This is a genomic window from Flavobacterium sp. ARAG 55.4 (assembly GCF_051846875.1).
GTDB classification, from domain to species: Bacteria; Bacteroidota; Bacteroidia; order Flavobacteriales; family Flavobacteriaceae; genus Flavobacterium; species Flavobacterium plantiphilum.
The window spans coordinates 48,337-60,904 of record NZ_JBPYCT010000016.1 but is presented as its reverse complement, the minus strand read 5'-3'; the positions used below and the strand labels follow the sequence as shown (position 1 = coordinate 60,904).

Genomic DNA, 12,568 nt, shown 5'->3' with positions numbered 1-12,568 from the left:
CCGAATGATAGATATTGTTAAAGCTACGCTGGCTGATTTAAAAACGATTACCGAAATAGCTTATAAAACCTGGCCACTTACTTATGGCGAGATTTTGTCTAAAGAGCAATTGGACTATATGCTCCAAGCCTTTTATTCGGATGAAGCTTTGCGGAAGAATATAGCAAACGGTCACGAATTTATCTTAGCAAAAGAAAATGAGATGTGTTTAGGTTTCGCTTCTTTCGAACATCATTATGAAGATGGAGATGCTACCAAAATTCATAAAATTTATATGCTGCCCGAATCTCAGGGCAAAGGAATTGGTAAACTGCTCATTAATGCCATAGCAGATTTTGCAGAAGAAAATCAGTCTCATACATTATTACTAAATGTCAACCGATTCAATAAAGCGTTGACTTTCTATCAAAGAATGGGTTTTGAAATCATGCAGGAAATTGATATCGAATTAGAACATGGTTATTTAATGGAAGATTATATTATGGAAAAACGGCTTTAATCTCTTTAGGTTAAATTCTTCGAAGTTCTGCTTTGGTTTTTTGCCACGAATTCATGAATGAAAAAATTAGTGAATTCGTGACGATTATTTCACTAATACCCTATAGAATCAGCCCTTCGGCAGTTTATTTTTAGTCATTTAATAACTCTAAAATTTTTGCTGCATTTATTTCGCTGTAATCATTGATATAATAGTCACACAGTGGTAATTCCTCTTTTGAATGGGAACTCAATACACCCACTACTTTCATACCTGCATTAATTCCAGCTGTAACACCTGAAAAAGAATCTTCAAAAACAACACAGTCAGTTGGATCAACTCCCAAGCGCTCAGCAGATTTTAAATAAACCTCCGGATTGGGTTTGTGAGCGTTAACATCTTCGCTTGCCATCATAGAGTCCATTTTATCACCAATTTTTAAAGTTCCTACAATCAGATCAAGATTGGCACGTGGGGCAGAAGTAGCAACGGCTGTTTTAAAATCATGCGATTTGAGTTCTTCTAAAAACTTTAAATAATGTGGAATGGTTTCTACTTTATCTTTATAAACCTCTCGAAACATGGACTCTTTCGTCTTCAAGCTTTCTAAGTTCTTCACCGGCAATAGAACGCTTAAAAAAATACGTCATAATATAACCATTATGTTTTCCATACATATGTTCTTCAAATTCCTGTTTTGTATGCGGAATCTTGTAATTGTCAAAAAAGACTTCGAAAGCTTTTGCATGATGTGGATTTGTATGGCAAATCACGCCGTCCATATCAAAAATAACACATGGTTGTTTCATTGTAAATTTTGTTTTTTTAATGTTTGCAAGATACAATCATTTCTGCTGTTAACAGAATTTAAAACGGATTTTGACTTTTAAAAACATCTGCTTCCTCATTATTATTTTGTAGAATGAGCTGAAATTATCCAGTGCTTTTTTATTTTTTATAAATACGATTTTAAAATTACCAGAACCTTAACAACAAATCCAGATCAGAATCCGTATTTTCATAATCTATTATTTATAAACTGTTCCCATTTCTAAATATATTTTATGGAAAATTCTAAACTACAGGCGTTTATTCCCCTTTTCTATCTGGTTTGGTCTGATGATCTTTTAACTAAAAAAGAGTTTGCTACTTTACAGCAATTCATCAATTCGCAAGACTGGCTTTCGACAGAAGAAAAACTAGAATTACTTTCAAAAACAAGTATTTCTAACCCACCATCCCGTCAGGATATTACGGACTGGAAAAATAAAATAGAACAAACTATTCAGGAACATACAGCTGTAAAATCTATTTTTGAAATCAGCTTAGCGTTATCCGATAATGATGCTGTCATTCAAAGTTTAGAAACTTCGTTTGTAAAACTGGAAAATGATTTAGGAATTCTGGGCGAAGAAGCACTCAGTAATTTCAGAACCAGGTCAGAAACGCTTACCGTTACACACCATACAGATGCCAGCTTTGATGTTCAGAAATTAACAGATTTCTTAGACGGAGCACAGGCAGGGATTATTAATAAGGTAAAAGCTGTGATTTCCCGACCGGAATTTCGTTTAGAAAATACAACTGATATTAATTTTTACCGTCAAAAGGTGTATTACTGGTGCAAAATTCTGGCTGATGAAAATCTGGGTAATATGGCTTATCCTGAGGAATATGATGGCGGTGAAAATATAGCGGACTATTTTGCAATTATGGAAACGCTGAGTTACCATGATTTGAGTCTGGTGATTAAATTTGGCGTACAGTTTGGGCTTTGGGGTATGAGCGTACAATCGCTGGGGACAGAGAAACATTATGCTAAATATTTAAAAGACATAGGTACTTTAAAGTTGCCGGGCTGTTTTGCAATGACCGAAACGCATCATGGTTCGAATGTAAAAGGATTGGAAACTACAGCAACTTACCATCACGAAACGCAGACTTTTACGATCCATACACCACATCCTAAAGCGCAAAAAGAATATATAGGGAATGCAGCACTGCACGGGCAAATGGCGACAGTTTTTGCTAAGCTGATTATTGATGGAACCGACTACGGTGTAAATGCTTTTATTGTGCCGTTGCGTGATGAAAACGGTGTGGTTTTAAAAGGAATTACTATTGGTGACTGCGGTCATAAAATGGGACTGAATGGTGTAGATAACGGTACTATTCGGTTTGATAATGTGGTTATCCCAAAAGAAAATATGCTGGATCGTTTTGCTTCGGTGAATGAAGAAGGAGCATTTGAAAGTCCGATTCCAAGTGATAACCGACGTTTTTTTACGATGTTAGGAACCTTAGTAGGAGGCAGGATTGGTATTCCACGTTCGGCATTGGCTGCAGCCAAAACAGGCCTTACTATTGCGATAAAATACAGTGACCAGCGCAGACAGTTTGGTCCCGAAGGCGGTTCGGAAGTTCCGATTCTGAATTACCGTATGCACCAGCGAAGATTACTGATTCCGCTGGCTAAAACCTATGCGGTGCATTTTGCTTTGCAATACCTGACACAACGTTTTTTAAATAAAACAGAAACCGAAATGCAGGAGATTGAAGCCCTTGCAGCAGGGTTGAAATCTTATTCTACCTGGAGTACAACGGCTATTTTACAGGAATGCCGGGAAGCCTGTGGTGGGAAAGGCTATTTGTCTGAAAACCGGATTGATGCTTTAAAAAATGACACCGAAATTTACACCACTTTTGAAGGAGATAATACCGTTTTGATGCAATTAGTTGCTAAAAACAGGTTGTCAGAATTCAGAAAAGCTTTTGGAGAGATGGGGTCTTTCGGAATTATTAATTATGTGTATGAAAATGCCAAATCGGCTCTTGCGGAGAAAAACCCTATCGCTATCCGTAAAACAGATGAAGCCCATTTATTAGACAGTGAGTTTCATTTACAGGCTTTTCAGCACCGGGAAAAGACCATTTTAGCTTCGGCAGCCAAGCGTATTAAAAAATTAGTTGACGATGGTTTAGACGCTTATGATGCTTTTAATGTGGTGCAGCACCAGATGATAGATGTGGCGTCAGCTTATCTGGATCGTGTGGTTCTGGAACAGTTTCAAATTGCTATTGCAGTAGTCAAAGAGGAAGAAATAAAACGGGTTTTAAATCAATTGTATCAGTTGTATGCGCTTTCTCAAATAGAGAAAAACAAAGCCTGGTATCTGGAAGACAACTATATGGAAGCTGTGAAGACAAAAGCCATCCGTAAGATGGTCAATCAGTTGTGCTGGGACATACGTCCGGATGCGGTAGCTTTAGTTCATGCATTTGCTGTTCCGGATAGCTGTTTGGGTGCATTAGTGTAGGCTATACTGATTTATTGCTGGTAAAGGCTTACTTTTGCAGCAAAATAAACAATACGATTTTCTGATAATTATGAATAAGTCCAGATACTTCCAACTCATTTTAATTTTAGGTTCCATGACTGCTCTTGGGCCTTTTTCGATAGACATGTACTTGCCTGGATTTTCAGGTATTGCCTCCGATTTGAACACGACAGTCGCTAAAGTTTCGATGAGTTTGTCGAGTTATTTTATAGGGATATCTGCTGGACAGTTGTTGTATGGTCCTTTATTAGATCGTTTTGGACGAAAAAAACCGTTGTTTATAGGCTTACTGGTTTATATTCTGGCTTCATTGGGCTGTGTTTTTGTTACGGATATCAATACTTTTATCGGTTTGCGTTTTGTGCAGGCTGTGGGTAGTTGTGCCGCAACAGTAGCTTCATTAGCGATGGTCCGTGATTTATTTCCTGCCAAAGAAACGCCTAATGTTTTGTCTAAATTAATGCTGGTAGTAGGGCTTTCGCCAATGCTGGCTCCTACAGCCGGTGGTTATGTAACGACTTATTACGGCTGGCATACCGTTTTTTTAATTCTGGCTGCAATGGGAGCTTTTGTACTGCTGGCTACCCAGTTGGGATTGCCTGATATACACAAACCAGATGCATCTATTTCACTGAAACCCAAACCGATTATTACTAATTTTATTTCCATTTTAAAAGTACCGCAGTTTCATACTTATGCCTTTACCGGTGCTATTGCTTTCTCGGGTTTGTTTACGTATGTGGCGGCATCGCCCATTATTTTTATGGATATTTTAAAAGTCAATGCTGAAACCTACGGTTGGATTTTTGCAATTATGTCTGTCAGTTTTATCGGTTCGAGTCAGTTGAATTCGGTTTTACTGAGGCGTTTTACCAGTGAGCAAATGATTTTCACCGCTTTAATTTCACAGTCAGTGATTAGTTTTATCTTTTTACTTTTAGCCGTAAACAACCTTTTAGGCTTGTATGAAACGATTGGGATGTTGTTTTTATTTCTGGCTTGTCTGGGAATTTCAAACCCTAATACCGCAGGATTATCTCTGGCACCTTTTACCAGAAATACCGGAAGTGCATCAGCATTGATGGGAGCCACACAATTAGGACTTGGGGCACTGGCTTCATTTGGAGTAGGGCTTTTTGTAAAAGATTCCATTGCACCTATGGTAATGATTATGACTTCAACTACTCTTATTGCGTTGTTTGTTTTGCTGATAGGCAAGCGTAAAATCAAAAAAATGGTTGTTAATAATGGAGATGATGCTGTAACGATGGTTCATTAACTATCCGGAAAGTATTCAAAACAAAAGCTCATTACAATAAAGTTTATGTGCGAATGATAGAAATTTTTGAAGCTAACCGAAGTATTTTTCACTATTCAGGTTAATGCTCCGGAATACTAACTTTGTAACAGCTATAAGATATAAAACTCCGCAATTTTGCGGAGTTTTTTTTGATTGCTTCTTATCTCTGATGGATGTTGTTTTAGTCAGGATATCAGTATTCCGGTGCTGTTAGAGAATAACCGAATCCTTTGTCAGTTTTTTTAAACTTTTATCCAATCTTTAAAATAAATGTTACCTTTTGTATGAGCTCCTTCGGGTACTAAACCGCTTTTAGGAAAATCAAAAAACATATATTTATTATCATTGTCTGAAATCACAGTTTTATGCTGTCTTGTCAGGTTTATGTATCGGGAAACAAATTCATCCATTGGAGTAAGCTCAGGACCTGCGATTTCAACAATACTATTTTTAGCTGATTCTAAAGCAAATTTTATAACCAACTGAGCAACATCTTCAGCGGCTATGGGCTGATAATCCAGTGTAGAAATATGCACTTTATCATCTGTTGACTGTATTGCGATAATAGTATTGGTGTGCTCATAAAACTGGGTAGCACGAATGATTGTATAAGGAATTCCAGAATTTTTGATAGTATCTTCCTGGATTTTTTTAGCCCGCATGTATCCTATATTCAGGACTTTGTCGATACCTACAATAGATAAAATGATATGATGTTTCACTCCTGCCTGTTTTTCTGCTTCAGCGAGGTTTTGTCCGGCTGTTTTAAAAAATCGGATGGCATTTTCTTCCTCCGGAGATGATGAATTAGAAAGATCGATTACAATTTCAGTGTCTTTTAAAGCTTCAGAAAGTCCTTCTCCCGTTATAATATTAATACCGTTTTTAGACGAGCCTATAACGACTTCATACCCTTCTTTTTTTAATTTTTCTGCGACATTTGTCCCAATCAGACCTGTCCCTCCAACTACTAGTATTTTCATGTTTTAAGTCTTTGCGTTAATAAAAAATTACTATACGTACAAAGTTCTGTATTTTGTTACTAGCCAAAGATATACAAACCACTGTGTAAGGTGGACAAATCGCATTTGCTAAAAAAAATACAACTTTAAAACAGGTAATCCTCCGGAGGAGCATTGTGTTTTCGATATTCGGTGGGGGAAAATCCGGTTTTTTTTCTAAAAAGACGCATAAAGTATTTTTCATCTTCGTAGCCCAGCACATCTGATATTTCTTTTATACTGGAATCGGTATAATAAAGCATTCGCTGGGCTTCTCTCAAAATTTCTTTCTGAATAATTAAAGAGGCTGATAAGCTGGTTATTTTTTTTACAGTATCGTTTAAATAACTAACGCTGATATGTAATTTTTCAGCGTAGTCAGCAGGTTTTTTCAGCTGATGGTAATTATGCCTGACGAGATTTATAAATTTCTTTGTAATTACAATAGGGCGGGATGCAAAGTTGGCGGTATTGACTTGTGGTTTGCTTTGATAGCTAAGTCCTGCCTGTGCAACAAATGCAGACAGCAACGGATGAGAAACTTCCTTGTAGGGTATCTGATTCAAATCATCCAGCGCTGTGATGGATAATAATACCGATTTAAACCAATTGTATTCGGTGTCTGTGAGTTCTACAGAGATAATTTCCTCTAAGGACTTATCGAGAGTTGCTCTGACAGATTCTTCGATAAGATCATTTTCAAAAGAAAAATACCATCCGCTGGCCTGTGATGCTTTGTGAACCTGATGAATCTGCCATGGTGGCGAAATAAATAAGGTTTTTGCAGGCATACGGAATGGTTCAAAATCTAAAAGGACTTCGACTTCTCCGTTTGCTATCAGCATACCGGTATAATGATCATGTCTGTGCGGATAAAGAGCGTCTTGAAAATCATCTGAAAATTCATCCCATGCTTTTACGATAAACCCTTTGCTGCTTTCGAGTTTACGCAGTACGACCGGAGTACTTTTATTCATTTTTGCAGCTGTTTCAGGAGAAATCATCGTTTAAAAGTATTTAGAAGTAAGAAGCTTAAAAGTAAGAAATATTTTTTTTAGTTTTTTCGCCGTCTTTATTTTGTCAAACTATTGCTTTTTTTAAAGCAGCCTACAGCATTTTTTAAGTGTTGCCTGATTTTTTTCTTTTCGAATACTACTTTTTAGAAGCAGTGTCCCCTTTGTTGTTTCATCAAAAAAAAGTTGTTACAGCCGTATAGCTATAACAACTTTTAGCACTAGTTTTTTAATCCTGTATGAGGCATTTGCAATTTGCTCAGGTTATTTGATTTCTCCTTCGTCGAAATGACACAAAATATGCTTAACTTAAAGACATTGCGTTTGTGTTAGCTGTGGAATACTCACTGTTATGGGCACGGAAAACATTTCCGCGCTATCCGTTGATATATCCGCGCGGTCGGGGGTTGTTTTCTTTCCGTTTATTTTCTTTTGAGTATTTTCCATTTAAGTTGAATTAGCTGGCAATTGCAGGTAACGTCAGGCTGTAAAAAACTAAAATCTGCCTCTTGAGAATCTCATATTTGAGATTTTTCTTTGGTAGCCCTCCGAATACTTTCTAAATTTGAAGAGATTTTTTCTCAGCCTGACGTCCCGCGCACAGGCGACGTTGCGAAGCCAGCGAACTGATTTGTTTCCGCTAAGATAGAATTTATTCGTGAAAATAGAGCCGAAGCCACTGAAAACCAGAAATTATCGCTTGTGCGCTGTTATATGCGGGCCTTAGAATCTATCTAATAAAATGGTATTAATTTCTCCAATACAATTTTTTGATGTCGATTGATATTTTTCAAGGAAAACCCAATATTTCGTTTCATCATCTGACGCTCTCAGTAATCTAATTGGTAATTCTTGAGATTTTGATTTAACCAAAACTTTAATTTCAACATTTCCGGTATTTCTTTGGTAACTTCGTTTTGTAATATTAATAAACGGTTTTCTTAAAGAATCAATAATAATATTGTTAGCGGAGATTTGTAAATCTTTATTGTGTGTTATGAAATCTTTAATTTCATTTCGTGCCAAATTATTTTCAAGAGAAGTTAAAGAGAAGATTAGTACAAATCCAATTATTGTAGTGGTAAATGAAGGAATTCCTAGTTTAAAATTTTTGAGTTCTTCAAAGGAATCTTCAGCCCACATCTGAATTTTGATTGAAGCACCAATAAAAAAGAACACAACAAAGGAGATAATTGTAATTGGAAATATTATCAATAGTAAAATTTCAATTGTTTTAATCATAATTTTTTAGGCTTGCATCTAGCTAGTATATAAGCGCATAAAACAAACTAGTTTTATGTTTAATTGGCATGTTATGCGCAAGTTTTATTAATTATTGATGCGTATTATTTATTTTTAAATATATTAAAATACTCTTACAAAAAGTGTTTTAAAAATTAAACTAATAGAAAGCCCGGATATTATCGGTGTTAGTAGAATAAAATTCAAATGTGGCTTATAAAATTTAAGGTAGTTGCATAAAACTTGCACCGATAATTTTTAAGGAGTTGTCAAAGTGTTTCCATACCCTGAAATAGCGAAATTTTCCTTCGAGCGGTGTGCCCATCATGGTGCCACGGGCAGTCATGGTTACAATAGCAAGTGCTGTATTGCCTGTTATTTTAATTTCGTTAATTTCGGTTGAGGCTTCTTCGATAATCATTGCTTTGGCTCTGTGAGCGTTCAGGTCCATTTCCTTAGTGAGCAGTTGTCCGTTAGGGGCAACAGCAATTAAGTCGTCGTGCAATAATTGGTCAAGCGCAGCTACATTGCTTATCAGCTGTGCGGAGAAAAGCTGGTCTTCTGCTGCTATGATTTCTTCTCTGCTAATTGTTGTTGTATTCATAATGGTATGTTTTTGCCTACTGTTTTTTGGTTGCTATAATGATACCGGTAGACCAATTCATTTTAGTCAAATTAAAATCGTTTCGGTTTTCTAAATAGTCGATTAGTTTTTCAACATTCTCCTGATGTCCCTGTGGCCAATTGGGCTGTGGTAACATATCATCAATAATGTACATTCCGCCTACTTTTATCAAATCAAGAATTTCATTGATTTCACTGTATTTTCCCGGCCAGGCATCAGCAAAGACTAAGTCAAAATTCTCTCCTTTGTAATTTTTAATCCATTCCGTTGCGTCAGCGTTTATGATGTTTACTCTTTTGTCATGAGCAAAATAATTTTTCGCTATCTCAATAAGTTTAGGATCATTGTCAATACTGCTAAGTTTAGATGCAGCATCCATGCCGTCAATCATCCACGAAAGCGATAAACCTATTCCGGTTCCTAATTCTAATAGGTTTGATTTTGGTTTTGACGTGATTAATGTTTTCAATAAAGTCCCGATATAAAGGTCAGAAGGCATTGTAAATCCAATTTCTTTGGATTTGTTTTCTATTTGAGAATGAATCTCAGGTTTGTCAAGGATATTTGAATCGTTCATGTTTTTATTGCTTTTACTTATTTAAGGCGAGACAGTTTTTTTAGCAGGTATAACCGGAAAGTCTGCGCTGGCGGAGGTATGTTTTATTTCTCTGTTTTTTCAAATATTTTAGTGAATGCTTCTGCGGGCAGTACGTTAAGTTCCTCCGTTTTACAATTCCATACAGACGCATAATTTTTAGAAAGTACAATATGGTTTTTCCAATTGGTGAATTTTCCGTAAAGCATTAATGTGCAGATATCTGTAGCAGTAATAAAATCTCCTGTTTCTGCCTGATGGTTGTGTACAGTTTGTACTTCGGTCTCGTCTTTTTTGTATTGTATCGGAATTAAATTTTTATGTAATGCTTTCCGGCTGATGAAGTTATTGTTTTTGTCAAAGTTGAGTAAATAATCATTTCCCAGCAGCACAACTCCGTTAACATTAGGACCTGTGAGAATATATACTTTCTTCTCGTTATTAGAGATCAACGGAATCAGATTTAGTTTACTGTTGTTGTAACTCTTGATAAGTGTATCTTTTTCCAGTGCTTTTTTTGCATTTTCTCTTAGGGTATAATAATCCAGTTCATTTGGGGTAAATGTTCTTTCTTCTACCAGTGCTGTTGCTTTACTGACTTCAAAAGTGCCATTAAAAATAATAGTTCCAATGACTTTAGGGTTTTCTTCTTTTGAAAAGAAAATACATTTTGAGTTATCATTTTCTGAATACGAAAAATACCCGCCAATTTTTTCGTGATCTTTATATTTTGCCAGAAAAATATCGGTTCCGTACCACGAAGCCATTTCTGATTGGTATAATTTTTTTCCTTCTTCAATGATAGGTTTGGTTAGCTTATCAGTTTTTGATTGGGCAATACAATGGATTGCGGTAAAAAGTAAAGCTAAGAGTGATAGTTTTTTCATGGTTTTATTTGAGTTGGTTAAAAAAAGATACAATTGAGACGGACATTAAAGATTTTAGTAATTTCTGTTATAGATACATTTCTCCTCTAAATATTCTGAGCATTCTCCATCTCCTGTTTTAAATTTTGTTTTCAGCGTTTTCCTGTTTTCTAATTTTTGTAGAAAGATCACAAGATGAAGATGGGGTCCGGTACTCCAGCCCACATTGCCGCTATACCCTATTATGTCTCCTTTTTTTACATTACTGCCAATGTTTACAATTGAACCGCCTTTTTTAATATGAGTATATTCAGCAAAGGTTCCGTCGGGATGATAGATAATTATTTCGTTGTTGTACTTTTTGCAGTCTTCTTCGCTACAGTTTATTGAATTTGTATCTGTAACTTTTACAACAATGCCCTCTCTTACAGCTTTAATTTCTGTTCCTTCGGGCATATTAAAATCTAATGCGTTTTGATTTTGATGTGAACGATTACCATTATACCCCTGATTAATTTTAAATGTTTTTGCAGAAGAAAATGGTAAGTCATAAATGAATTCAGAATCATATTCATCCAGATTATGATTGCCTAAATTGGTTCTGTAGGTATAATTAAATTTATACGCCATTCTTTTATTCTTTACTGAAAGATTAGTTAATAGTTGTCTTTCTTGTAAAGGATCAATTATGTAGAGTTGATCATTTTCACCTTGAATTTCAAGGTTATTTAATTCAAAATGCATTTTTACCGTTATGGGGCAGTATTCTTTATTGTCAACAAATACGCTGTAGCCATTCTTATTTTTCTCGTAGTAAATTTTAATATTATGGTTAGCAAAGCTAAAACAAGTATTCAGTAAGAATACGAAAAGAAAATAACAACTCCGTTTTTTCATAATTAGATTTGATTAAAGTACTGATAAATATATATAAAATATTCTTACAAAAAAGTATTGTTAAAAAATAAACGGAATAACTAGCCCTGATAGCGCCGATATCCTCGTGTAGCGCAGCGAAACGAGATAAAGGCAATAGCAGGAGGGAAAGTAGTTGTAAAAAAGAGTGTTTGTGCTCCATAAAAGAAAAAACTACTATTCATTTACCGATAGTTTAACGACAGCTTAACACAAATTATAATCAAAAGGCTGTTACTTTATAACTGGCTCATTAATAGTGGTTCACTAAAATGTTTTTTTATAAGCATGGGAATTTTTAGTGCTTTGCCGGAAGCGGGCTTATTATTAATTTTAAAATGGAAGTAGTATGCAAAATCCAAATAACAGACTGGCGGGACAAACCGCGATAGTAACCGGAGCGAGTTCCGGAATAGGAGAAGCGGTGGCCACGGGATTAGGCCGTGATGGTGCTAATGTAGTGGTGAATTATGTTTCGCATCCTGAGGCTGCAGAAGAAATAGCGCATCGAATTTCGCTGGACAATTTATGTGGGGATGCGATAGCGATACGCTGTGATGTGAGCAAGGAAGATCAGGTTCAGGCGATGTTTAAGCAAACGGTTAACCATTTTGGGACGGTTGATATTTGTGTGCCTAATGCGGGACTGCAAAAGGATGCAGCCTTGCATGAAATGTCCCTTGCTGACTGGCAGTTAGTGATTGATGTGAACCTGACCGGGCAGTTTTTATGTGCCAGAGAAGCGATTAGGGAATTCCTGCGCCGCGGAATGCGTCCTGAGGTTTCAAAATCTATTGGAAAAATTATCCACATGAGTTCTGTTCATCAGATTATTCCGTGGGCAGGGCATGCCAATTATGCTGCTTCTAAAGGGGCAATTGTGATGCTGATGGAGAGTATTTGTCAGGAATATGCCCATTATAAAGTACGCTGCAACAGTATTGCTCCCGGAGCGATTAAAACGGAAATTAACCGACTGGCCTGGGATACCGAGGATTCACTAAAGAAACTCAACGAACTGATTCCTTATAAGCGTATTGGGATTCCGGAGGATATAGGGAGCGCTGCAGTGTGGCTGGCTTCGGACGAGTCAGAATATATCAACGGGACTACTATTTTTGTTGATGGCGGAATGACCTGTTATCCGGGCTTTACTACTAATGGATAAAGAGTTGTAAAGGTTTTTAATAGTTTT

The 12,568-nt window shown here is 36.3% G+C and carries 13 protein-coding genes; 4 read left to right on the top strand and 9 right to left on the bottom strand.

The features are described 5' to 3' along the window. Positions 1-4: 4 nt before the first annotated feature. Positions 5-499: a GNAT family N-acetyltransferase gene (locus tag ACSV4D_RS16310; protein WP_439229102.1), complete on the top strand. Its 495-nt coding sequence runs from the start codon at positions 5-7 to the stop codon at positions 497-499. 130 nt (positions 500-629) lie between these two features. On the opposite strand, the gene ACSV4D_RS16305 is transcribed toward ACSV4D_RS16310, so the two are convergent. Both ACSV4D_RS16305 and ACSV4D_RS16300 read right to left on the bottom strand, forming a co-directional pair. Further along, a complete protein-coding gene (locus tag ACSV4D_RS16305; protein WP_439229101.1) occupies positions 630-1,061 on the bottom strand; it encodes an HAD family hydrolase in 432 nt (143 codons plus the stop codon). Continuing rightward, positions 1,042-1,287, bottom strand: coding sequence for an HAD hydrolase-like protein (locus tag ACSV4D_RS16300; protein WP_439229100.1), 246 nt, complete (start codon positions 1,285-1,287; stop codon positions 1,042-1,044). Before ACSV4D_RS16300 ends, ACSV4D_RS16305 begins: the two co-directional genes overlap by 20 nt. Positions 1,288-1,542: 255 nt before the next feature. Between ACSV4D_RS16300 and ACSV4D_RS16295 the strand changes: the two genes are divergently transcribed. Both ACSV4D_RS16295 and ACSV4D_RS16290 read left to right on the top strand, forming a co-directional pair. Further along, positions 1,543-3,795 (top strand): acyl-CoA dehydrogenase family protein, encoded by a 2,253-nt coding sequence (locus ACSV4D_RS16295; protein ID WP_439229099.1) that lies wholly within the window; start codon positions 1,543-1,545, stop codon positions 3,793-3,795. 70 nt (positions 3,796-3,865) lie between these two features. Continuing rightward, positions 3,866-5,095, top strand: a complete 1,230-nt coding sequence (locus ACSV4D_RS16290; RefSeq protein WP_439229098.1) for a multidrug effflux MFS transporter — start codon at positions 3,866-3,868, stop codon at positions 5,093-5,095. Between the two features lie 263 nt (positions 5,096-5,358). Here the strand turns inward: ACSV4D_RS16290 and ACSV4D_RS16285 are convergent, their stop codons facing one another. From ACSV4D_RS16285 to ACSV4D_RS16255, 7 genes are all read right to left on the bottom strand, one after another. Then, on the bottom strand, positions 5,359-6,099 hold the full coding sequence (locus tag ACSV4D_RS16285) for an SDR family oxidoreductase (protein ID WP_439229097.1): 741 nt from the start codon (positions 6,097-6,099) through the stop codon (positions 5,359-5,361). Positions 6,100-6,224: 125 nt separating this feature from the next. After that, a complete protein-coding gene (locus tag ACSV4D_RS16280; RefSeq protein WP_439229096.1) occupies positions 6,225-7,121 on the bottom strand; it encodes an AraC family transcriptional regulator in 897 nt (298 codons plus the stop codon). 732 nt (positions 7,122-7,853) lie between these two features. Next, positions 7,854-8,372, bottom strand: a complete 519-nt coding sequence (locus ACSV4D_RS16275) for a hypothetical protein (RefSeq protein ID WP_439229095.1) — start codon at positions 8,370-8,372, stop codon at positions 7,854-7,856. Between the two features lie 223 nt (positions 8,373-8,595). Then, the gene (locus ACSV4D_RS16270; RefSeq protein WP_439229094.1) at positions 8,596-8,976 is read right to left on the bottom strand and encodes a nuclear transport factor 2 family protein; all 381 of its coding nucleotides are present in this window, start codon (positions 8,974-8,976) and stop codon (positions 8,596-8,598) included. A gap of 16 nt (positions 8,977-8,992) precedes the next feature. Further along, on the bottom strand, positions 8,993-9,574 hold the full coding sequence (locus ACSV4D_RS16265) for an O-methyltransferase (protein ID WP_439229093.1): 582 nt from the start codon (positions 9,572-9,574) through the stop codon (positions 8,993-8,995). A gap of 83 nt (positions 9,575-9,657) precedes the next feature. Continuing rightward, the gene (locus ACSV4D_RS16260; RefSeq protein WP_439229092.1) at positions 9,658-10,479 is read right to left on the bottom strand and encodes a hypothetical protein; all 822 of its coding nucleotides are present in this window, start codon (positions 10,477-10,479) and stop codon (positions 9,658-9,660) included. 54 nt (positions 10,480-10,533) lie between these two features. Further along, positions 10,534-11,202: a M23 family metallopeptidase gene (locus ACSV4D_RS16255; protein WP_439229091.1), complete on the bottom strand. Its 669-nt coding sequence runs from the start codon at positions 11,200-11,202 to the stop codon at positions 10,534-10,536. 520 nt (positions 11,203-11,722) lie between these two features. Between ACSV4D_RS16255 and ACSV4D_RS16250 the strand changes: the two genes are divergently transcribed. Beyond that, entirely contained in the window at positions 11,723-12,541 is an 819-nt protein-coding gene (locus ACSV4D_RS16250) for an SDR family oxidoreductase (protein WP_439229090.1), read from the top strand. Positions 12,542-12,568 lie beyond the last annotated feature (27 nt).